A 21,393-nucleotide genomic window follows, 5' to 3' on the forward strand; every position below is an offset into this window, starting at 1 on the left:
TCCTTGTGATGCGGCCCCGGCGGACCGGGGCATTTTGTTCCAACCGATTGTACCACACACACCATTTGGAGGCAAGCAATGATCGATATCTCCGTCTCGAACCTGTCCAAAGAATTCGAGGTAGGCAAAAAAATATTGGACGGCCTTACCTTCCAGATCGACCAGGGGGAGCGGGTGGGCCTGCTGGGCAAGAACGGCGCCGGCAAGACCACCCTGTTCAAGATCCTCACCGGCGAACTGGACTGGGACGATGGCGAGGTCCACATCGCCCCCGGCAAGGGAGTGGGGCTTATCTCCCAGATCCCCGTCTATCCGCCGGAATACACGGTGGAGGATGTGCTCCAGACCGCCTTCGGGCGGATCCGGGCCATGGAGCGGGAGATGGCGGAACTGACTGAGCGCATGGGCCGGGACAGCGACCCGGCTCTGCTGCGGCGGTACGATGCCCTCACTGCCGCCTTTGAGGCGGGGGGCGGCTACGATACCATCACCTCCCTGAATAAGGTGTGCAATGGCCTGGAAATTTCCCAGGATATGCGCAGTCAGCTCTTTTCCTCCCTGTCCGGCGGCGAAAAAACCCGGGTCAACCTGGCGCGGCTCATTCTGGAGGACACCGATATCCTGCTGCTGGACGAGCCCACCAACCATCTGGACCTCCGGGCCACGGAGTGGCTGGAGGAATATCTGGACAAGTATAAAGGTACTGTCCTTGCCATCTCCCATGACCGCTGGTTTCTGGACCGGGTGGTCAAGCGGGTCATTGAGATCCAGGACGGCAAGGCGGAGTTCTACGAGGGCAACTACTCCTTCTATGTGGTGGAGAAAGAGCACCGCTATCAGGAGCAGCTGAAGCGGTACGAGAAGGAGCAGGCCAAGATTGAGCAGCTGGAGAAGGCCGCCCAGCAGCTGCGGATCTGGGCCTACTCGGGCAACGACAAGATCTTTAAGCGGGCCCAGTCCATGGAGAAACGGATTGAGCGCCTGCGTACCACCGACAAGCCCGCCAAGGAGCGCCGCCTGGACATGAAGTTCGGAGAGCGGGAGTTCCGCGGGGACGAGGTGCTTACCATCAAGGAGCTGAAAAAGTCCTTTGACGGGCGCACCCTCTTTGACCACGTCAATCTGGAGGTGGTGGGAGGCGAGCGCATCGCCCTGCTGGGGGACAACGGCACCGGCAAATCCACCCTGCTGAAGATTTTGCTGAAGGAGGAGGAGCCCGACTCCGGAAAGTTAAAGATGGGGCCAACTGTAAAGGTGGGTTACCTGCCCCAGATCATCCACTTCTCCCACCCGGAGCGCAACCTGGTGGACACTATGATCTACGATCAGGACTGCTCCACTCAAACCGCCCGCAACCGGCTGGCCGCCTTTAACTTCCGGGGAGAGGACGTGTTTAAGCCGGTGTCCGCCCTGTCCGGCGGCGAACAGAGCCGCCTGCGGCTGTGTATGCTCATGGATGAGCAGATCAATCTGCTTATCTTGGACGAGCCCACCAACCATCTGGACATCGCCAGCCGGGAGTGGATTGAGGAGGCGGTGGCGGAGTACGAGGGCAACCTGCTCTTCGTATCCCATGACCGCTATTTCATCAAGCAGTTCGCCACCCGCATCTGGATGCTGGAGGACGGGCACATCACCGACTTCAAGGGTACCTTTGAGGAGTTCCGGGCCGCCCGGGAGCGGGCCAAGGCCCAGGCTGCCGCCCCGGTGAAGGCGGAGCCGGAGAAGCCCAAGAAGGAGAAGCCCAAGCGCCCCGGCGGCACCAAGGAGCTGGAGAAGCAGGTGGCCGCGGCGGAGCGGGCGGTAGCCAAGGCGGAGGAGCGGCAGTATGAGCTGTCTCTGAAAGCTGAAGAGGTGGCCTCCAACTACCTGGAGCTCCAGAAGGTGTATGAGGAGCAGAAGGCGCTGGAGGACGAGATCGCCACCCTGTACACCAAGTGGGAGACCTTGGCCGCGGAATTGGAAGAGGCCAGAGGATGAGACGAAAGAAACAGTATTACCGCCCCTACGGAGGGCGCAGAAAGCCGGTATGGCTGCTGGCTCTGCTGGCGGCGGTGCTGGCCGCTCTGCTGAGTTTTGCGGTGCTGCTGGGCGTGGTGCTGTCTGGCGCCCACGACAGTATCACCGGCGAACCCAAGGTGATGGTGATCCTGGGCTGCAAGGTGGAGTCCTGGGGGCCGTCCATCCTGCTCCAGGACCGGCTGGACAAGGCTCTGGACTACCTGGAGGATCACCCGGACCTGACCATCGTGGCCTCAGGCGGGCAGGGCCCCGACGAACACCAGAGCGAGGCCCAGTGTATGTACGATTATCTGACCGACCACGGGGTGGACTCAGACCAGATCCTGCTGGAGGACCAGTCCCACAACACCTGGGAAAACATCCGCTTTACCCAGGCGCTGCTGCGGGAGAAGGAAGTGGATACCAGCCAGATGCTGGTGGTGTCCAACGGCTTCCACCTGACCCGGGTGAGGATGCTGTGGGACAGGGCATGGGAGGGGGATTACACCCTGTCCACCCTGGCGGCCCCCAGTTCCCACATTCCATCCCGGCTGAAGATGTACATCCGGGAGCCGTTGGCTCTGGTCAAGTCCTATTTCTTTGACAGGTGATATGATTTGGATATGCAGCAAAAACTAAGCGCCCTGGACCTGCGTTTTGCCAGTATCGAGGCCCAGCTGGGAGCGGGTGAGACCTATAATGACCCGGCCCTGGTGGCTAAGCTCAATAAGGAGCAGCGGGAGCTGGAGCCGGTGGTCACTGCCTGGCGGGCCTATACCCGCCGTCAGCAGGACCTGAAGGACGCGGAGGAGCTGATGGGCGATCCCGACATGAAGGAGCTGGCCCAGGAGGAGTATCAGCAGGCCAAGGAGGACATCGCACGGCTGGAGGATGAGATCCGCATCCTGCTGCTGCCCCGGGATCCCAACGACGACAAAAACGTCATTGTGGAAATCCGGGCCGGAGTAGGAGGGGAGGAGGCGGCCCTGTTTGCCCACTCCCTGTTCCGGATGTACTCCATGTACGCCGACGCCCGCCGCTGGAAGGTGGAGGTAGACTCGGTGAATGAAACCGAGCTGGGCGGCGTCAAGGAAATCTGCTTTACCATTGAGGGAGACGGGGCCTACTCCCGCCTGAAATTTGAAAGCGGAGTACACCGGGTCCAGCGGGTGCCCGAGACCGAGTCGGGCGGGCGCATCCATACCTCCACTGCCACCGTGGCGGTGCTGCCCGAGGTGGACGAGGTGGACTTTGAGCTCAATCCCGCCGACATCGAGATGCAGGTGTTCCGCTCCTCCGGCGCGGGCGGCCAGCACGTGAACAAAACCTCCTCCGCGGTGCGGCTCATCCACAAGCCCACCGGCACCGTGGTGGAGTGTCAGCAGGAGCGCAGTCAGTTCCAGAACCGGGACAAGGCCATGCAGATCCTGCGCTCCCGGCTGTATGAGGAGAAGGTACGGGAGCAGGAGGAGTCCCTGACGGCGGAGCGCCGCAGCCAGGTGGGCACCGGAATGCGGAACGAGCGCATCCGCACCTACAATTTCCCTCAGGGACGGCTCACCGATCACCGCATTGGCCTGACCCTGTATAAGCTGGAGAATGTGATGAACGGCGACCTGGACGAGATCATCGATGGACTGGTTACCGCTGACCAGGCCGAGCGACTCAAACACAGCCAGGAGGAATAAACGGGAGGCATCCCGGAATCCTAGAAAAGGAGCACTGACCATGGAACTGATCATTCATTTCAATACCCTGCCGGAGGGGCTGACCCTGGATCTGGTACGGGACGATCTGGCGAACCTGCTGGAGGACGACGGCTGGCTCACCGGCTCGGGCGCCGACTATCTGGAGCTGGAGCTGGAGGACGAGAAGGTCAACCCCAAATACGGCATTCTCACCGTGAAGGGCTATCTGCAAAAGGCCAAATTCGCCCCCGATACCACCATTGAACTGGCGGGCACCCCGGTGGGCATCTACGAATAACAAAGGAGACTTGGGTATGAAAAAGGCCATTGGCATCCTGCACATCCTGTCCGGCGCCGCCCTGCTGGCGGCAGGTATCCTGACGGTGGTACAGAGGGACCGCCGTCGCCGCCGCTGTCATCGGTTTTGAGAAAGCGGTGAGGAAGGATGCATACCCTGCGTTTAAATGATAAGCAGATCGGGGAGGCGGCGGACATCCTCCGCCGGGGCGGTCTGCTGGGTATCCCCACCGAGACGGTGTACGGCCTGGGGGCCAACGGGCTAAACAGCGAGGCGGTAGGTCACATTTTTGCGGCCAAGGGCCGTCCCCAGGACAACCCGCTGATTCTTCATATCCCCACCGCCGACTGGCTGGAGCGCTACTGCGAGGACATCCCGGAGGCGGCCTATGCCCTGGCCGACAAATTCTGGCCCGGTCCTATGACCATGATCCTCAAGCACAAGCCCATTGTGCCTGCCGCTGTTACCGCCGGACTGGACACAGTGGGGATGCGCTGCCCGGCCCATCCGGTGTGCCGGGCTATCATCGCTGCCGCGGATGTGCCGGTAGCTGCCCCGTCGGGCAATACTTCCGGCCGGCCCAGCCCCACCAATATGGCGGATATGCTGGAGGATATGGACGGCAAGATCGACGGCATTGTGGACGGCGGCCCCTGCTCCGTGGGGGTGGAGTCCACCATCATCGACCTGACCGAGCAGCCGCCCAGGCTGCTGCGTCCCGGCGGCATCACTCTGGAGCAGCTGAAGAGTGTACTGGGCGAGGTGGCGGTGGACCCGGCAGTGACCCGGCTCATGGGTGCCGGGGAGCAGCCTAAGGCTCCCGGCATGAAGTACCGCCACTACGCCCCCAAGGCGCCGGTGACGGTGGTTCAGGGCGCGCCTGAGACGGCGGCCCGATACATCCAGACCCATATGGACCCCGGCGACGGGGTGATCTGCTTTGACGAGTATACCCATCTGTTTGAAGGCCACCCCCTGGAGCAGCTGGGCCCCAGCACCGACGTGCCCGAGCAGGCCAGACGGGTGTTTGACGCCCTGCGTTGGTTTGACGGCACCGACGTGACACACATCTGGGCCCAGTGCCCCGACGCCACCGGCATTGGTCTGGCGGTGGCCAACCGGCTCAACAAGGCGGCCGGATTCCATATCATCCGGGCTGATCAGCCCGATTAACGAAGATGGCCGTGTTTTCACGGCCATCTTTTTTCAAAGTGTTGAAAGGATTCCGTCCTTTGGTTCGTATTCAAGGTGAAACCCAATGAATCAAGGAGGAATCACCATGAAGAAAATCCTGATGGGTACCGCCATTGCCGCTCTGGTGCTGACGGTGGGAGTGACCGGCGCCTTTGCCGCCGGGGGGCGAAATTACGTGGACGCCAATGGTGACGGGATCTGTGACAACCGGGGGAACTACTGCCGGTTTGTGGATACCGACGGCGACGGTGTGTGCGACTACCAGGGCACAGGCTGCCGCCATACCGGCGGGTACGGCTGTCATGGCCAGGGCCGGGGCCATCACGGCTGGTAACAGGTCCGGCTGAGCAGGAGGGGAGGTGAGGGTGTGCGGAGCGAAGAGGAGACCAACCAGGCCGTGGAGCGGTATGGAGATACCGTCCGGCGGCTGTGCATGATCCATCTGAAGAATGAGGCGGACACCCAGGACATCTTCCAGACGGTGTTTTTAAAGTATCTGCTCCATGACAAGCCCTTTGAAAGCGGCGAGCATGAGAAGGCCTGGTTCATCCGGGTGACCCTCAATGCCTGCAAGGACCTGCTCCGCAGCTTTTTCCGCAGAAATACCGTGCCTCTGGAGGAATTGACCGGCCAGGCCGACCAGCTTACCGGCCAGGGGCAGGAGGTGCTGGCCGCCGTGCTGGCGTTGCCCCAGAAGGAGCGGCAGGTGGTATACCTCCACTACTACGAGGGCTATACCGCCCCGGAGCTGAGCCGCCTGCTGGGTAAGAACGTGAACACCATCTACACCACTCTGGCCCGGGCCAGGGCGTACCTGAAGGAAACGCTGGGGGGTGAGGACCATGGATGAGCAGATCCGGGAGGCCTTTGGGCAGCTTCACGCCGGAGAAGCCATGAAGGAAAATACCCGGGCCGCCCTGGACCGGGCGCGGAGCCGCCGCCACCGGCCTGTGGGCTACCTGGCCGCGGCGGCGGCCTGCCTGGTGTTGCTGCTGGTGGGACTGGGTGGATACCGTTACTACTTTATACCAACCACCTATCTCAGCGTGGACATCAATCCATCCCTGGAACTGGGGATCAACAGGTTTGATAGGGTAGTGACCGTCCGCGCCTGGAATGAGGACGGTCAGGAGCTGGCCGACAGCCTGGACCTGAGATTGATGGACTACCAGGAGGCCCTGGAACAGCTGGTAGCCAGTGAGAGCATTGCTGACCGGCTGGCTGCAGGTGAGCTGTTGTCCATCACCGTGGCGGGGGAGGACGAGGTCCAGTGCAGCCGGCTGCTGGCGGGGGCGGAGGACTGTACTGCCGGGCAGGAGAATGTCCAGTGCCATCATGGGGATGCGGAAGCGCTGGAGGAGGCCCACCACGCCGGGCTGTCCCTGGGCAAGTACCAGGCGTTTCTGGAACTTCAGGCCCTGGACCCCACTGTGACGGCGGAGGATGTGGCGGGGCTGACCATGCGGCAGATCCGGGACTGGATTGGATCGCTGGAGCAGGGAAACGTTGTAGAGAGTGCCCCGACGGGGAACGGCCACGGCCATCACCACGGCTGGTCCGAGCATGAATAGCGATAAAATCGGGACGGCGAATAAAGCTTCGCCGTCCCGATTTTTCGGCTTTGGAAAAAATCGTTTTCCAAAGGGGCGGAACTTGTGGTATACTAATTAGGCTGCGGATGTGGAGAAGCCGCCACAATTTACAAATCGCTCACACACCCCTTGTGCAGTGTGGTATAATAAGCGCAAAAGCCGCAGATATGCGGCTGTGCATTTCATGCACCTGCTCTTTGCGCAGCAAAGGGCAGGTTGCGCTTGTTACACCATGACTGAGCCGGCAGAGCCGGCTTTCGCCGGATATCTGGCGGGCAAGCGGTGAAGCCGCTTGCTGTCATGGTATACTAACTGCTGGAGGCGAAGGACATGAAACGCATCGGCATCACCGGCCCCACCGGAGCGGGTAAGACCACCGCCCTCAACGTATTGACCGAACTGGGTGCCCATATCATTGACGCCGATCAGGTGTATCATGACCTGCTGGCCCACAGCGCTCCCATGGGGGACGCCCTGACGGCCCGTTTTGGTTCTGCCATTCTGGATGAGACGGGACAGGTGGACCGGAAGGCCCTGGGCAGTGTGGTCTTTGCCGATCCCACAGCTTTGGCAGATCTAAATGCCATTACCCATCGATTTATTATCGAAGAGATCGACCAGCAGGCCGCCCAGGCAGAGACGGACGGACGGCCGGCGGTAGCCATCGATGCCATCGCCCTCATCGAAAGCGGCGTAGGGGAGACCTGCGACGCGGTGGTGGGCATTCTGGCTCCCAGGGAGATCCGTGTCCGCCGCATCATGGCCCGGGAGGGTATCCCGGAGGACTACGCCCGCAAGCGGGTGGATGCCCAGCAGGGGGATGATTTTTTCCGTACCCACTGCACCTATATCCTGGAGAATCAGGGCACGGCGGAGGAATTTGCCCAAAAGGCCCTGGCTCTGTTTCAGATGCTGATCCCATAACGTTTATCATAAAGGAGGACTCTCACATGGAAGAGAAACAAAAGGCCGCCGGTGAGCTGCGGCGGGAAGCCCTGCTCTATCAGCCCAAGAATGGCTATGACCGCCTGAATCCCGCGGAGGAGGCGGATCTGAACGCATATTGCGAGGACTACAAGAAGTTCCTGGACGCCGGCAAGACCGAGCGGGAGTGCGTGGACGAGACCGTCCGCCTGGCCCAGCAGCACGGCTTCAAGCCCTTTGTCCGGGGTATGGCCCTCAATCCCGGCGACAAGCTGTATCGGGTGAACCGGGGCAAGGCCATCATGCTGGCCGTTATCGGTACCAAGCCCCTCAGCGAGGGCGTCAACATCGGCGCCGCCCACATCGACTCCCCCCGGCTGGACCTGAAGCCCAACCCCCTCTACGAGGATTCCGAGCTGGCCTTCTTCAAGACCCACTACTACGGCGGCATCCGCAAGTATCAGTGGGTGACCATTCCCCTGGAGCTTCACGGCGTCATCGCCCTGAAGGACGGCTCCACCGTGAAGGTGGCCATCGGCGCCGGCGCGGACGAGCCCCGCTTCACCATCGACGATCTGCTGCCCCACCTGGGGTCCGAGCAGTCCAAGAAGCCTCTGGGCGAGGCCATTCCCGGCGAGAGCCTGAACCTGCTCATCGGCAGCCGTCCCTTTGCCGGTGACGAGGGCTCTGACCGGGTGAAGCTGGCTGTTCTGGACCTGCTGAACCAGAAGTACGGCATCCTGGAGGAGGACTTCATCTCTGCCGAGCTGTCCGCCGTGCCCGCCTTCAAGGCCATGGATATCGGCTTTGACCGCTCCCTCATCGGCGCCTACGGCCACGACGACCGGGTGTGCGGCTTTGCCGCCCTGGCTGCCCTGTTTACCCTGGGCACCCCCGCCCGCACTGCCGTGTGTATGCTGGCCGATAAGGAGGAGATCGGCTCCGAGGGCGTGTCCGGTATGCAGTCCGCCGCCTTCGATACCTTCATGAGCGATCTGTGCGACGCCCAGCGGGTGACCCTGAAGGCCTGCTATGAGAAGTCCTTCTGCCTGTCCGCCGACGTGACCGCCGCCTTCGACCCCAACTTTGCCGACGTGTATGAGAAGCGCAACAGCGCCAAGGTCAACTACGGCATGGGCCTGTGCAAGTACACCGGCGCCCGGGGCAAGTCCGGCGCCTCCGATGCCTCCGCCGAGCTGGTAGCCTACACCCGCCGGGTGCTGGACGCCGCCGGTGTGGTGTGGCAGATGGCCGAGCTGGGCAAGGTGGACGCCGGCGGCGGCGGCACCGTGGCCTGCTATATGGCTGAGCGTGACATCGACACCATCGACGCCGGCGTGCCTGTTCTGTCCATGCACGCCCCCTTCGAGACCGTGTCCAAGCTGGACTGCTATATGACCTACAAGGGCATGAAGGCAGTTTACGAGGCCCAGTAACTAAAAAGAACGAAAAGGGAGCGCCCGGCCATCAGGCCGGGCGCTCCCTATTTGCTTGCCCGGACGGCAAAAAAGAACTGGCATGGATTGATATACAAGGATAAATATGGTACAATCTTCCTACAATTTAAAACAGAAAGGAAGTTGACACCATGAAAAGGCGCAGAATCTTATCCTGGTTGCTTTCCGTGCTGATGCTGGCGGCGATCTTTGTGCCTGCCGGAAGTATCGCCCAGGCGGCGGGCAGCGAGATTTCCGTGTATGTGGATGGGGAGAAGCTGACCTTCGATCAGCCGCCCATCGCCCAGAACGGGCGGGTGCTGGTGCCCTTCCGGGCCATTTTCGAGAAGCTGGGCGCTACAGTGGAGTGGGTACCAGAATATCAGGGAGTGGCGGCCCAGAGGGGCGATACCCTGATTGCCATGCAGTTGGGGAAAAATGTGCTGGCAAAGCAGGTGGGCGACGGTCAGGCCCAGTACTTCGAGTTGGATGTAGCTCCTATAGCTCTCAACGGCCGGACCCTGGTGCCCGTCCGGGCGGTGTCTGAGTCGTTGGACTGCAACGTGCAGTGGGACGGGGCCAACAACCGAGTGGTCATCACCTCCGGCGGCCAGTCGGCTGCCGCCGACCAAAACCGGGTGTACAAGGACATCACCTACAAGGAGGTCCGGAGCAGGGCGGTGTTTGACGGGGACATCCTCTACTTCTCCTTCGGGGGGCAGACCACGCTCTACCGGTATGACGGCGTCTCCGTCACCTCCTTCAACGCGGCGGTCTATCCCGCTGAGATCATTCCCTACGACGGGAAGGTCTACTACCATGGGAGCGGCAGCAATCAGGCCGTCTACCGCATCGATCCCGCCACCGGCGCCCGGTCCATCGTATTCAATCAGGACGGGAAACTGGAGATCGCGCAGATGATGATTTACCGGGACTATCTGGTAGTCACCGGCGAGAACGAGAACTCGGTGTACGCCGTGGACCTGAACACCGGCAGCAGCAGGCAGCTCTACCACAACGATGGGCTGTCCAATTACATCAATATGACGGCTGCGGGCGGCAAGATCTATCTCAGCGACTACTTCTATTCCAATGCCGCCTGGTCCCACTCCATCATTGAGGCCGATCCGGCCACCGGCGCCAGCCGGACTCTATATGACAACGTGGGGAGCGATCTCTTCTGCGCAGCGGACGGCTCGGGCATCTACTTTGATGACGACGGCGCCTATTACTTCCACAACGCCTCCACCGGCGTCCGTCAGAGTGTCAGCGAGAGCAGCTACAACGCTGCCGAGAATGGTTTCCGGCAGGCCAACGTCTATACCTGGACGGCGGATTGGCAGTATGGTCACAGCCAGACCAAGGTGGTGCGGGTCAACCGCAGCACCGACCTCCAGGAGGTGCTCTATCAGGGCAGCTACCAGTGCAGATGCCTGGCCAACAACGACTCCAAGGTGGTCTTTCTTGAGAGCCAGAGCGGCTTTACTGCCGGGTCCAGCTCCTGGGGCGCTACCTCCATCTATATTATGGACAGTAACGGCAGCAACGTGAAAGAGATATTCAACAACGGTACCAGTACCTCCGGCGGCAGCAGTTCCGGCAGCGGCGGCTCCGCCGTGGGCTCTGAGCCCTGCGCCGTCTGCGGCGGAGACGGAATGGTGACCTGCCCCTATTGCAGAGGCACCGGTCAGGGGCAGTCTATCTCCGTCATGGGGATCGAGACCCCTCAGAAGTGTACCTACTGCGGCGGAACCGGCCAGAGGCTGTGCAGCGGCTGTGGCGGTTCCGGTGTCAAAAACTAGATCAGATCAAAGAGAGAGGCAGGACGAAATGTCCTGCCTCTCTCTTTATCCAGGTGTGGTGCTGCGGCAGCGGGTGACCTCAAAGCCGCCGGTGGAGGTGCGTCCTCCCGCCAGAGTGCGGGTGGCGTAGTCGTTGAAATGCCACCACTCCGACTCCAGGGGCGTCATGCCCGCCTTGCGGAAGTAGTCCCGCAGGGCGATGGCCGGGTCATTCATGGTGGAAGCCAGGGTTGTTTCGCCGGGACCGGTGGTGGAGGCCGCCGCCATGCTCAGTTCATGGATGGGGGTGGGCATTTCGTACTCCTGATAGTCCACCGGTACCAGATAGGTGTGGCCGCCGGTGGTACGGGTCTCGGTGCGGGATACCTTCACCAGGCTTACATCCACCGCAAAACCCTTCTGATGGTTGGAGTAGCCAGTGTTGATGAAATAGGTCATGGACCAGGGCTTTGTGGTGATGCCCGCCTTGACATCAGGATCACGCTCCGCCAGGGCGGTCAATGCCTTGACCACCGCCTGCTGGGTGGCATAAGGCCGGTAGGCCTCGTATAGCTTCAGACTGTTGCCCTGGGCCAGGGCCTTCTGCTGGGCAGCGCAGATCTTTTTGGCGGTGGCGTAGAGCACCGGCATGAGGAACTGCTCCTCATCAAAGCGGGGGTTATACACCTTGCCCTGGTAGAGGGCCTGGCCGGTGATACCGGGGATATCTTTACCCGAGCTGGTGTACCGGGAGGCATAAGCGTTGGTGGCGTCATATACGATAGAAGGGACCACGTCGGGCAGATTGATCATGCACAGGCGATGGTCCACCCAGCCGGTTCCGTAGCCGGAGGATACCCTCCACCAGTTTCCTTTTTCTTCTAAGATAGTAAAGGAAGTACCGGCGGGCAGCACCGCGGCGGCCCCGGCATAGGGATCGGCGGCGGGCTGGGCCTCGGAAAGCTGAGTCGTGGCCTGGGCCTGAACAGGGGAGGGCAGGGGACTGGCTTCCGGAGTGGGCGAGACGGACGGCTCCGCGGCTGGTGTCTGCGAAAGGGCCGGCTCTGGTGCGGAAGAACCAGAGGGCTCCGGTTCAGCGGAGAGGGCAGGTGTTGGAGCAGGTGTGGGAGAAGGCGTCACAACAGGCGTGGGGGAGGGGGTGGCTGTGGGGGTAGGTGTGGGCGCGGGAATGGCGGCCCACAGGCCCTGTTCTACCGCGGCATAGCCGGTGGCGCCGTAGACCGGCAGCTCCAGCCCGCCGGTCAGCTTGGGGACGTTCCGGTCCAGGGTATGGTCCTCATCCCACACAGGTATGGTTGGGGTGGGGGTTGGTGTAGGCTCCGCGCTGGGGGTGGGAGAAGGCTCCGGAGTGGTCGAGGGGATGGGAGTCTGCGTGGGGGAGGGCGAGGGTGAAGGAGGCGTTGAGGAAGGTTCCGGCTGTGGGGCGCCGCAGGCGGCCAGACCGGCCAGCGGTGCCAGGGCGCACAGCAGAGCGGCAGCGCGTCTCATCATACCCATTCTCCTTTATTGTTCCAGCGTCTCAACCACACGGCTGAGCACAGTGGCGGCCTCGGCCCGGGTGGAGGCGGCCAACGGCATCAGAGCATTGCCGCTGCCGCCCTGGAACAGCCCGGCGGCGGAGGTGCGGGCGGCGGCTTCCAGGGCCCAGAAGGCAATGTCGCCGTCATCGGCAAAGCCCAGGCCGTTTTCGTCGGGCAGGTCCAGGCAGCGGTCGATGATGGTCATCATCTCCTGCCGGGTAATGGGTCGATCAGGGGCAAAGATGTTTTCATCGGAGCCAGCCACCAGGCCCAGTCGGACGGCCTGATGGATGTAGTCGGCGGCCCAAGTGCCTTCCACGTCAGCAAAGAGGGGCTCCTCCACACCTTCGGGTGCCTGAGGCAGAGCATTCTTCTGCGCCAGGGCAGTGTACAGCATAGCGGTAAATTCCGCAATTTTTTCAACTGGTGGGAAAAAGGATGGAAAAACTCCGCCGGATATGATATGATAAAAACTAACCGCCCTGACGCAGTATACCGCGTACAGGGGCGATGTACCGGGGACGAACTCATTTTCAAACGGGTTTCGATTCCCAAAAATCGTGAATGGAGGAAGTCGTTTTGAGCTATTTGATGGCCATCCTCATGGGGATCATCCAGGGTGTGGCGGAGTTTCTGCCCATCTCCAGCTCCGGCCACCTGGCCCTGTTCCAGCAGTTCTTCGGTATGGAGAACATAGAAGAAAAGTACATGATGTTTACGGTTATGCTCCACTTCGGTACCCTGATCTCGGTGCTGGTGGTCTACTGGAAGGAAGTGGTGGAGATGATCCGGGAGTTCTTCCTGGGCATCGCCGCCCTGGCAGGGAAGGACACCGGTACTCCGCCGCCTCCCGCCCGGCGGATGGTAATGCTCATTATCATCGCCACCCTGCCCCTGTTTATAATGGTGCTGCTCCAGGATGCGGTAAACGCTCTGTTTGCCAGTTCCATTATGGTGTCCATTGCGCTGCTGGCCACCGGCTTTATCCTTTTTTTCTCTGACCGGCTGGCTCATGGTCGCAAGACCGCCAAGAACGCCACCGTGGTGGACGCTCTCATCGTGGGCTGCGGCCAGGCGCTGGCGGTGATCCCCGGCCTGTCCCGCTCCGGTACCACCATCTCCGTGGGTATGCTGCGGGGCTTTGACCGGGCCTTTGCCGTCCGCTTTTCCTTCCTCATGTCCCTGCCCGCCATTGTGGGCGCCAATATCCTGGAGCTGAAGGACGCGGCGGAGAGCGGCTTTGTAACCTCTGAACTGCCCATGTACCTGGTGGGTGTGGCGGTGGCTGCCGTGGTAGGCTATTTCGCCATTCGGTTGGTCAAGAGCCTGTCCGACAAGGGCAAGTTCGGCAAGTTCGCCTACTACTGCTGGGCGGTGGGCCTGGGCAGCCTGATTGCCGGAATTGTAAAGACTGTGGTGCTGAAATAAGCACTGCCGCTGTAAAGCGGAAAACCCGACCCTGAAAGGATCTGATACCATGGCCACAGCAAAAAAGAAAAGCACGGGAGGAAAGCGTACCACTGCAAACCGGTCTACCTCTTCCCGTACAACTGCTAGCCGGAAAAAAGCCGCCTCCCGTCCGGTGCGCCGGGAGGTGGGGGCTGTGGTGTGTCTGCTGCTGGCCATCTTCGCCGCGCTGGGCTACTTCCACATCCAGGCCATCTTCATCGACTTCTTCTGCGGGCTGGTGAAGGGGCTGATCGGCTACGGCTATCTGCTGCTGCCTCCCATGCTGTTGGTGGCCAGCGGTATTCTGGCCTTCCATCGGGGCCGCCCGGTGCGGCTGCGGGTGTGGTGCGCTCTGCTGCTGCCGGTGCTGGCAGGCGGCTTCTTCCACCTGCTGCTGGCCCAGGCTGCCTATGCCTGGGATATGAAGCTGCCGGAACTGCTCTGGAAACAGGGCGAGGCTTTGGCCAGCGGCGGTGTGATCAGCGGTGTGATTGCACTGGGTCTCACGGCTGTGTTCAGCAAGATCGGCGCCGGTATCATTTTTGTGCTGCTGGCTGTGATCCTGGTTATGGTGTGCTTCCATATTTCTCCCACCGATGTGGTGGACAGGCTTCGCAGCCGTCCGGAGTACGAGGAGGAGGAGATCCCCGAGCCCCGTCCCCGCCGGAAGAAAGCCGAGCGTGAGCCGGAACCTGTCCGGGAGGGCCGCAGACAGCAGCCCCAGATCGACATCCCGGTGGACGACGGTCCCCTGGTGGGCAAGAAGCGGGAGCCCAAGCCCATTGAGAAGAAGGAGCGCTTCTTCAACCGCAAGCCTTCGGTGCCCACCCCCGACCAGGTGCTGACCGGCACTACCCAGGCCCAGACGGAGGCGCCGGAGGAGGAGGCTCTGCCCTTTGCCGCCCCGGCAGAGATCCGGCATGAAGCCGTCCAGCCCCAGCCTGTGGTCCAGCCGGAGCCGGAACCCATTCCGGAGACTCAGCCTGTGCCTGAGATCGTGCGGGAGCCCGCCGTGCCCCCCACCTCCGCCAAGGCCCGCCAGAAGGAGGAGACCGCCCAGGCTGCCGCCGAGGTGGCCCAGGACATTGCCCGAAGCCTGGAGGAAGAGCCTGTGGCTTACCAGTATCCCCCTGTCTCGCTGTTGACGGAAGGGGAGGGGGTATCCAGCTCCGATGTGGCGGGGGAGCTGCGGGTCAATCAGGCCCGTCTGTCTGATACCATCCGCTCCTTCGGCATCGACGCCAGCATCTCCAACGTGACCCGGGGCCCCTCGGTGACCCGGTATGAGCTGGAGCTGGATCAGGGCGTGCGGCTCAACAAGCTGACCAACCTGGCCGACGACATCGCTCTGGCTCTGGGCGCCACCGGCGTGCGTATCGCCCCCATCCCCAACCAAATCTCCATGGTGGGCATCGAGGTACCCAACCGCTTGGTGTCCCCAGTGTACATCCACGACGTCATCGATTCCCGGGAATTTAGGGACAACCCCTCCAAGGTATCCTTTGCCGTGGGCAAGGACATCGGCGGCAACAATATTGTGGGCAATATCGCCAAGCTGCCCCACCTGCTGATCGCCGGTACTACCGGCTCCGGTAAGTCGGTGTGTACCAACTCCCTCATTATCTCCCTGCTGTACAAGGCCACCCCGGAGGAGGTCCGCCTCATCATGGTGGACCCCAAGATGGTGGAGCTGGGCATCTACAACGGCATTCCCCATCTGCTCATCCCGGTGGTTACCGACCCCAAGAAGGCCGCCGGCGCCCTCCAATGGGCGGTGGTGGAGATGATGAAGCGATACCGGGCGTTCTCCGAGATCGGTGTCCGGGACCTGGCCTCCTACAATGCCCACGCCGCCAAGACCGACGACATGGAGAAGATGCCCCAGATTGTGGTGGTCATCGACGAGCTGGCCGACCTGATGCTGGTGGCCGCCAAGGAGGTGGAGGAATCCATCTGCCGGGTGGCCCAGATGGGTCGTGCCGCCGGTATGCACCTCATCATCGCCACCCAGCGGCCCTCTGCCGACGTGATCACCGGCCTGATGAAGGCCAACATCCCCAGCCGTATCGCCTTCGCCGTGGCCTCCTCTCTGGAGTCCCGTATTATTCTTGATACCACCGGCGCGGAAAAGCTGGTGGGCCGGGGCGATATGCTGTATTTCCCCCTGGGTTCCGGCAAGCCCCAGCGTGTTCAGGGCTGCCTGATCTCCGATGAGGAGGTGGCCGCCGTGGTGGGCTTCATCAAGCAGAACAGCGGCGGGGCCGAGTACGATCAGGAGATCATGCACGACATCGAAAAGCACGCCGCCGAGAAGGAAAAGGGCTCCAAGGGCGTGGGCGGCTCCGAACCCGAGGATGTGGGAGACGACTACGACGAGCTGCTGCCTGCCGCCATCGAAGTGGTGGTGGAGACCGGTATGGCCTCGGTGTCCATGCTCCAGCGGCGGCTCAAGCTGGGCTATTCCCGTGCCGCCCGTCTGGTGGACCAGATGGAGGAGAAGGGGGTCGTTGGACCCTTTGAGGGCTCCAAGCCCCGACAGGTGCTTATCAGCAAGGAACAGTGGCAGGAGATGCAGTTCAAGCAGGACATGGCCGGCAGTGCGCCGGAGCCGGTGCCTGATGAACTGGAGTTTGAGGGGGACGCCATTCCCCAGAGCCGGGATATGCCCCCCTTTGATATGGAGTGATGGGAATGGAGCAGTTTGTAATCCGTCCCGCCGACGAGGGGGCCGGTGAGGCCATCCACGCCGGACTGCGGGCCTATAACCGGAAGTTTGTGCCGGATACGGCGGATCTGTCCCTGGTGGTTATCGACCAGGCCAGGCGGATCATCGGCGGCTGCGATGCCTTCCGGATGGGGGAGCTGGCCATGCTGGATGTGCTGTGGGTGGCAGAGGACCACCGAGGCGCCGGTCTGGGCGCCTGCATCCTGGAGCAGCTGGAGGAGAACGCAGCCCGGCAGGGCGCCAAGCGGCTGGAGCTGAATACCTTCGGCTTTCAGGCCCCCCGCTTCTATGAGAAGATGGGCTACCACCGCTTCGGTGCGGTAGAGCAGGGGACCGGCAGCTACGGCCACTATTTCTATGTCAAAGAGCTGTAATCAAATCAAACAAGAGGAGCGCAGTCGCCGGACTGCGCTCCTCTTGTATGTATGGGTAAGGGTTTGTGGGAGATCAGAAGTTGACTTCTTCACCGTAGTAGATGCAGGTGAAGAGCTTGGCCATGGTCTCGGGATCGATGGGACGGGGGTTGGAGCCGGTGCAGGCGTCGCCCACCGCGTTGGTGGCGATGGCGGTCAGCTTCTCCTTGAACTCGTCCTCGATGATGCCGAAGTCCTTCAGGGTGTTGGGGATGCCCATGGCGTCGTTCATGGAGCGGATCTTGGCACGCAGGCCCTCCACGCACTCCTCCACGGTGCCGGTGATGCCCATGGTCTTCGCGATGTCAGCATAGCGCTCCGCCACGCCGGGCGCTTTCGCGTTGTAGGCGATGACGTAGGGCAGGTACATGGCGTTGGCCAGGCCATGGGTGATGTGGCCGGTGGAGAAGGCGGCGCCGGTCTTGTGGGCCATGGAGTGAACGATGCCCAGCAGAGCGTTGGAGAAAGCCATACCGGCCAGGCACTGACCGTAGTGCATCTCCTCACGGCAAGTCATGTCGCCGTTGTAGGACTTGATGAGATCATGGTTCACAATGTCAATGGCCTTCAGGGCCAGAGGATCGGTAAAGACGGTGTGCAGGGTGGACACATAGGCCTCGATGGCGTGGGTCAGAGCGTCCATGCCGGTGTGAGCCACCAGCTTGGGGGGCATGGTCTCGGCCAGGGCGGGGTCGATGATGGCCACGTCGGGAGTGATGTTGAAGTCGGCCAGAGGATACTTGATGCCCTTCTGGTAGTCGGTGATGACGGAGAAGGCGGTAACCTCGGTGGCGGTGCCGGAGGTGGAGGGGATGGCGCAGAACTTGGCCTTCTGACGCAGCTCGGGGAAGGAGAAGGGGGTGATCAGATCCTCAAAGGTGGTCTCGGGATACTCATAGAAGGCCCACATGGCCTTGGCGGCGTCGATGGGGGAACCGCCGCCCATGGAGATGATCCAGTCGGGCTGGAACTCCCGCATGACGGCAGCGCCGCTCATGACGGTTTCCACAGAGGGGTCGGGCTCCACGTTCTCGATGAGCTTGGTCTCAATGCCGGCCTCCTTCAGGTAGGCCACCGCCTTGTCAACAAAGCCGAACCGCTTCATGGAGCCGCCGCCCAGCACCAGTACCGCGCGGGTACCCTTCAGGTTTTTCAGATTTTCCAGGGCGTTGGGGCCGTAATAGATGTCTCTGGGAAGGGTAAAACGGGACATGATCAGTACCTCCGTATGTCTCAATCAATTTTGATCGTTAAATGTTTAACGATCTTACGGCCCCTATTATGGCACATTGTTAATTCTTTGTCAATCCATGAAGAAGAAACTATTCGTTCCAAACTTTTGGTTCTACCAATTTCCACAAAAAAGCCACAGCAGGCATACAACTGTACGCCTGCTGTGGCTTTTATCATAGAACCAAGGTGCCGTTTTCGGCCTCCAGAAGAAGGAGAATGTGCTGCTGCTTGCCGGTTTGGGCGTTGACGTAGATGAGAACATGGGTGCCGTCCTGGGCCTGGCACTTGAATTCGTGGCATAATACCTCGTATTCGCCGCCGGTGGGGATGAGAGCCAACTGGTAGGAGAGAACGGTGAGGGAGTCGTCCACCAGGGCCTGGGCGGTCTGGGCGTCCACGGCGGGGGAGGACAGGTCCCGGCTGCCGTGGTGGGTCAGGTAGCCCGCCGCCTCAAAGCCTACCACCTCGCCGGTGTCCAGGGCCACCGACACCTTCACCAGATCGGGGTAGCAGTAGACGCCGTTCTCCACCGGGGCAAAGTTGATTGCCAGCACTCCGTCCTGTTCCATGAAATAGCTGGGGGCCATATTGGCGTAGCCTTTTTCCGCCAGGAAGGCGGCGGCTTTTTCACAGCCCTCCGCCCGACTGAGCACCGCCTCTCCGGCGGTGCGGGAGGAGAATACCTCCAGGATCTGTCCGCCCTGACAGGTGACCTGGATATAGAGCTGGCCGCCGTCTACCATGGCTGTGAAGCCGTAGGAGGGCAGATTGCCTTCGGACTTGGCGGTGAGGGTGAATACCTCGGGCCGCAGACCCAGGAAGGAAGCGGCGGCCTCTCTGGCCTCCTCCTCGGTGACCTGGGGCAGGCCCTCCAGCATCCGGGGGGTGCGGCCGTCCAGGTGCTGGGAGAAGGGGCCGTCGTAGATCAGGGTGGGTACCTCGGGGAAGTCGGACTCCACGCTCTGGAAGGCGGAGCCGCCGTTGACCTGACCGCTGCCGTCCTCGGCCGCCAGCCGCTCCCGGGCCTCCGCCAGATCCTCCGGCCGGATGGCCCCGGCGCTCAGCTGGGCCTGGAGGGTCTCCAGGGTGAGGGAGAGTTCGCCGGCCGCCTCGGACAGCTGGAACAGGGCGTCTCGGTGCTCGTCGGTGCATACCAGCTCCGCTGAGGTCCCCTGGGCCAGGGCCATGGCGTAATCACCAGCCCGGGCCAGGAAGGCGGCGGTCTGCTCCAGCTCCACATTGCCGTAGGGCAGCTCGCCCAGAGCAGCCTGGGCGGCCTGAGCCTTGGAGTAGGCCTGGGCGCACAGAGAGGCGAACAGGGCGGGGGAGGTGGCGTGGCTCATTTTGGTCAGTGCTACTTCCAGTTCTCCCGTGGCGGTGGCCAGCTCGGCGAAGGCATGGCGGTAGCCGTTGTCCAGCAGCCGCCGGTACTGCCTGGCCTGGGCGTGGCCCTGGATGGCAAAGCCGGCGGTGATGGCGAAGGCCGCCGCCAGAAAGCTGACAGCCAGCACCCGAATCTTTTGTTTTGACATAAAAACGCCCCCCTTTCCTCTAGTATGGGTAAAAGGGGGCATACTATGTGACACTTATTTTGCCAGCTGAGCCATACCCAGCTTGATGCGGCGGAGGGTCTCCTCCTTGCCCAGAATGTGGCACAGCTCTACCGCGCCGCCGGGGGTGACCGCCTTACCAGACAGGGCGGTACGCACCGGCCACATGATGCGACCGTTCTTCAGCTCCAGCTTCTGAGCCAGGCCGATGAGGGCGTCGTGGATGGCGTCGTAGGTCCACTCGGGCAGATTCTCCAGCACGGGCAGCACCTGCTCCAGGGCCTCCAGGGAGTTCTCCTCGTTGGTCTTCATCTTCTTGTGGCAGTAAAGCTCATTGGAGTACTCGGGCAGGGCGTCGAAGAAGTCCACCTGAGGAGCGATGTCCAGCCAGGTGTCGCACCGGGGCTGCACCAGGGGGGCGATGAGCTTCAGGTCAATGCCCTCGGTCTTGACGGCTTCCTTCAGGTAGGGCTCGGCACCCTCATAGAAGGCCTCGGGTGAGAGGGCGCGGAGGTAGTTGGCGTTGAAGTACTTCAGCTTCTCGATGTCAAAGATGGCAGGGGACTTGGAGATACCGCCGATGTCAAACACATCAGCCAGTTCAGCCAGAGTGAAGAACTCGCGTTCAGCGTACTCGCCCTTGGGGGACCAGCCCAGCAGGGTGACATAGTTCACCACCGCTTCGGACAGGTAGCCCATGGCGATGAGGTCCTCGTAGGAGGGATCGCCCTTGCGCTTGCTCATCTTGTTGTGCTGGTCACGCATAACGGGGGAGCAGTGGATATAGGTGGGCACCTCCCAGCCGAAGCCCTCGTACAGCAGGTTGTACTTGGGAGCGGAGGACAGGTACTCGGAGCCCCGGACCACATGGGTGATGCCCATGAGATGGTCGTCGATGACGTTGGCAAAGTTATAGGTGGGCAGACCGTCCCGCTTCATGAGCACCTGGTCGTCCAGGGTCTTGTTCTCCACGGTAATATCGCCGAACACAGCGTCGGAGAAGGTGGTGGTGCCCTCAGCAGGGATGCGCTGGCGGATGACGTAGGGCTCGCCGGCGGCCACCCGGGCCTTGGCAACCTCCGGGTCCAGATCCCGGCAGGGATCGGCGGCCCGGTCAAAATCGCCGGAGTCCTCCTCGGATTCGGTCTTTTCACAGAAGCAGTAGTAGGCGTGGCCCTTCTCCACCAGCAGCTCGGCAAACTTGCCGTACAGGTCCCGGCGCTGGGTCTGGATGTAGGGGCCCACAGGGCCGCCCAGATCGGGACCCTCGTCCCAGGTCAGGCCGCACTTGCGCAGGGTGTTGTAGATGACGTCGGTGGCGCCCTCCACCAGACGGCCCTGGTCGGTGTCCTCGATGCGGAGAATGAATTTACCGCCGTTGTGACGGGCGATGAGCCAGGTGTACAGGGCGGTACGCAGGTTGCCGACGTGCATATAGCCCGTGGGGGAAGGGGCGAAACGGGTGCGCACGCCGTCGTGGGGGATGCGGCCCTCCAGTTCCTCAAACCAGTTCAGATCCATACAGATCCCTCCGTTGAACAAAATACCCGGGTGACGGGTGTCAAATC

General features: G+C 61.8%; 19 protein-coding genes. 14 read left to right on the plus strand and 5 right to left on the minus strand.

The annotated features are described in order from the left end of the window. Window positions 1–78 precede the first annotated feature (78 nt). From abc-f to B5E56_RS05560, 11 genes are all read left to right on the plus strand, one after another. A complete protein-coding gene (gene abc-f / locus B5E56_RS05510; RefSeq protein WP_087388956.1) occupies window positions 79–1,980 on the plus strand; it encodes a ribosomal protection-like ABC-F family protein in 1,902 nt (633 codons plus the stop codon). Further along, on the plus strand, window positions 1,977–2,612 hold the full coding sequence (locus tag B5E56_RS05515) for a YdcF family protein (RefSeq protein WP_087388957.1): 636 nt from the start codon (window positions 1,977–1,979) through the stop codon (window positions 2,610–2,612). Before abc-f ends, B5E56_RS05515 begins: the two co-directional genes overlap by 4 nt. Window positions 2,613–2,624: 12 nt before the next feature. After that, window positions 2,625–3,689: a peptide chain release factor 1 gene (gene prfA, locus B5E56_RS05520; RefSeq protein WP_087187078.1), complete on the plus strand. Its 1,065-nt coding sequence runs from the start codon at window positions 2,625–2,627 to the stop codon at window positions 3,687–3,689. Window positions 3,690–3,729: 40 nt separating this feature from the next. Then, window positions 3,730–3,987, plus strand: coding sequence for a hypothetical protein (locus tag B5E56_RS05525; protein ID WP_087187077.1), 258 nt, complete (start codon window positions 3,730–3,732; stop codon window positions 3,985–3,987). Between the two features lie 147 nt (window positions 3,988–4,134). Then, on the plus strand, window positions 4,135–5,160 hold the full coding sequence (locus B5E56_RS05530) for an L-threonylcarbamoyladenylate synthase (RefSeq protein ID WP_087388958.1): 1,026 nt from the start codon (window positions 4,135–4,137) through the stop codon (window positions 5,158–5,160). Window positions 5,161–5,266: 106 nt separating this feature from the next. After that, entirely contained in the window at window positions 5,267–5,515 is a 249-nt protein-coding gene (locus B5E56_RS05535) for a hypothetical protein (RefSeq protein WP_087388959.1), read from the plus strand. A gap of 33 nt (window positions 5,516–5,548) precedes the next feature. Beyond that, complete coding sequence (locus B5E56_RS05540; RefSeq protein ID WP_087388960.1) at window positions 5,549–6,031, plus strand: RNA polymerase sigma factor; 483 nt, start codon at window positions 5,549–5,551, stop codon at window positions 6,029–6,031. Next, the gene (locus B5E56_RS05545) at window positions 6,024–6,752 is read left to right on the plus strand and encodes an anti-sigma-I factor RsgI family protein (RefSeq protein ID WP_087388961.1); all 729 of its coding nucleotides are present in this window, start codon (window positions 6,024–6,026) and stop codon (window positions 6,750–6,752) included. The genes B5E56_RS05540 and B5E56_RS05545 overlap by 8 nt, the downstream gene beginning before the upstream one ends. A 351-nt stretch (window positions 6,753–7,103) precedes the next feature. After that, the gene (coaE, locus tag B5E56_RS05550) at window positions 7,104–7,697 is read left to right on the plus strand and encodes a dephospho-CoA kinase (protein ID WP_087388962.1); all 594 of its coding nucleotides are present in this window, start codon (window positions 7,104–7,106) and stop codon (window positions 7,695–7,697) included. Window positions 7,698–7,723: 26 nt separating this feature from the next. After that, on the plus strand, window positions 7,724–9,133 hold the full coding sequence (locus B5E56_RS05555) for an aminopeptidase (RefSeq protein WP_087388963.1): 1,410 nt from the start codon (window positions 7,724–7,726) through the stop codon (window positions 9,131–9,133). A 152-nt stretch (window positions 9,134–9,285) separates the two neighbouring features. Beyond that, window positions 9,286–10,935, plus strand: coding sequence for a stalk domain-containing protein (locus B5E56_RS05560; protein ID WP_087388964.1), 1,650 nt, complete (start codon window positions 9,286–9,288; stop codon window positions 10,933–10,935). A 45-nt stretch (window positions 10,936–10,980) separates the two neighbouring features. On the opposite strand, the gene B5E56_RS14390 is transcribed toward B5E56_RS05560, so the two are convergent. Continuing rightward, a complete protein-coding gene (locus B5E56_RS14390) occupies window positions 10,981–12,426 on the minus strand; it encodes an SH3 domain-containing protein (RefSeq protein ID WP_143383135.1) in 1,446 nt (481 codons plus the stop codon). Between the two features lie 12 nt (window positions 12,427–12,438). Further along, on the minus strand, window positions 12,439–12,852 hold the full coding sequence (locus tag B5E56_RS05580) for an S-layer homology domain-containing protein (protein WP_087388967.1): 414 nt from the start codon (window positions 12,850–12,852) through the stop codon (window positions 12,439–12,441). A 182-nt stretch (window positions 12,853–13,034) separates the two neighbouring features. Here B5E56_RS05580 and B5E56_RS05585 point away from each other — a divergent pair, with 182 nt between their 5' ends. Genes B5E56_RS05585 through B5E56_RS05595 form a run of 3 tightly spaced genes read left to right on the plus strand, consistent with a single transcriptional unit; the run spans window position 13,035 to window position 17,003 of the window. Beyond that, window positions 13,035–13,883 (plus strand): undecaprenyl-diphosphate phosphatase, encoded by an 849-nt coding sequence (locus B5E56_RS05585; protein WP_242958779.1) that lies wholly within the window; start codon window positions 13,035–13,037, stop codon window positions 13,881–13,883. A gap of 49 nt (window positions 13,884–13,932) precedes the next feature. After that, window positions 13,933–16,590 (plus strand): DNA translocase FtsK, encoded by a 2,658-nt coding sequence (locus B5E56_RS05590; RefSeq protein ID WP_087388968.1) that lies wholly within the window; start codon window positions 13,933–13,935, stop codon window positions 16,588–16,590. Window positions 16,591–16,595: 5 nt separating this feature from the next. After that, the gene (locus tag B5E56_RS05595; protein ID WP_158098671.1) at window positions 16,596–17,003 is read left to right on the plus strand and encodes a GNAT family N-acetyltransferase; all 408 of its coding nucleotides are present in this window, start codon (window positions 16,596–16,598) and stop codon (window positions 17,001–17,003) included. Between the two features lie 73 nt (window positions 17,004–17,076). Here B5E56_RS05595 and B5E56_RS05600 read toward each other — a convergent pair whose 3' ends face one another. From B5E56_RS05600 to gltX, 3 genes are all read right to left on the minus strand, one after another. Beyond that, entirely contained in the window at window positions 17,077–18,255 is a 1,179-nt protein-coding gene (locus B5E56_RS05600; protein ID WP_087187869.1) for an iron-containing alcohol dehydrogenase, read from the minus strand. A 193-nt stretch (window positions 18,256–18,448) separates the two neighbouring features. Then, the gene (locus B5E56_RS05605; protein WP_087388970.1) at window positions 18,449–19,807 is read right to left on the minus strand and encodes a PepSY1/2 domain-containing protein; all 1,359 of its coding nucleotides are present in this window, start codon (window positions 19,805–19,807) and stop codon (window positions 18,449–18,451) included. A 54-nt stretch (window positions 19,808–19,861) separates the two neighbouring features. After that, on the minus strand, window positions 19,862–21,346 hold the full coding sequence (gltX, locus tag B5E56_RS05610) for a glutamate--tRNA ligase (RefSeq protein WP_087388971.1): 1,485 nt from the start codon (window positions 21,344–21,346) through the stop codon (window positions 19,862–19,864). Window positions 21,347–21,393 lie beyond the last annotated feature (47 nt).

It is taken from the genome of Flavonifractor sp. An112, assembly GCF_002161085.1.
Classification (GTDB): domain Bacteria; phylum Bacillota; class Clostridia; order Oscillospirales; family Oscillospiraceae; genus Flavonifractor; species Flavonifractor avicola.

Excerpts from the sequence above, each read along its gene's own strand:
- abc-f (WP_087388956.1), top strand. The coding sequence starts at position 79 with ATGATCGATATCTCCGTCTCGAACCTGTCCAAAGAATTCGAGGTAGGC.
- B5E56_RS05515 (WP_087388957.1), top strand. The coding sequence starts at position 1,977 with ATGAGACGAAAGAAACAGTATTACCGCCCCTACGGAGGGCGCAGAAAG.
- prfA (WP_087187078.1), top strand. The coding sequence starts at position 2,625 with ATGCAGCAAAAACTAAGCGCCCTGGACCTGCGTTTTGCCAGTATCGAG.
- B5E56_RS05525 (WP_087187077.1), top strand. The coding sequence starts at position 3,730 with ATGGAACTGATCATTCATTTCAATACCCTGCCGGAGGGGCTGACCCTG.
- B5E56_RS05530 (WP_087388958.1), top strand. The coding sequence starts at position 4,135 with ATGCATACCCTGCGTTTAAATGATAAGCAGATCGGGGAGGCGGCGGAC.
- B5E56_RS05535 (WP_087388959.1), top strand. The coding sequence starts at position 5,267 with ATGAAGAAAATCCTGATGGGTACCGCCATTGCCGCTCTGGTGCTGACG.
- B5E56_RS05545 (WP_087388961.1), top strand. The coding sequence starts at position 6,024 with ATGGATGAGCAGATCCGGGAGGCCTTTGGGCAGCTTCACGCCGGAGAA.
- coaE (WP_087388962.1), top strand. The coding sequence starts at position 7,104 with ATGAAACGCATCGGCATCACCGGCCCCACCGGAGCGGGTAAGACCACC.
- B5E56_RS05555 (WP_087388963.1), top strand. The coding sequence starts at position 7,724 with ATGGAAGAGAAACAAAAGGCCGCCGGTGAGCTGCGGCGGGAAGCCCTG.
- B5E56_RS05560 (WP_087388964.1), top strand. The coding sequence starts at position 9,286 with ATGAAAAGGCGCAGAATCTTATCCTGGTTGCTTTCCGTGCTGATGCTG.
- B5E56_RS14390 (WP_143383135.1), bottom strand. The coding sequence starts at position 12,426 with ATGATGAGACGCGCTGCCGCTCTGCTGTGCGCCCTGGCACCGCTGGCC.
- B5E56_RS05580 (WP_087388967.1), bottom strand. The coding sequence starts at position 12,852 with ATGCTGTACACTGCCCTGGCGCAGAAGAATGCTCTGCCTCAGGCACCC.
- B5E56_RS05590 (WP_087388968.1), top strand. The coding sequence starts at position 13,933 with ATGGCCACAGCAAAAAAGAAAAGCACGGGAGGAAAGCGTACCACTGCA.
- B5E56_RS05595 (WP_158098671.1), top strand. The coding sequence starts at position 16,596 with ATGGAGCAGTTTGTAATCCGTCCCGCCGACGAGGGGGCCGGTGAGGCC.
- B5E56_RS05600 (WP_087187869.1), bottom strand. The coding sequence starts at position 18,255 with ATGTCCCGTTTTACCCTTCCCAGAGACATCTATTACGGCCCCAACGCC.
- B5E56_RS05605 (WP_087388970.1), bottom strand. The coding sequence starts at position 19,807 with ATGTCAAAACAAAAGATTCGGGTGCTGGCTGTCAGCTTTCTGGCGGCG.
- gltX (WP_087388971.1), bottom strand. The coding sequence starts at position 21,346 with ATGGATCTGAACTGGTTTGAGGAACTGGAGGGCCGCATCCCCCACGAC.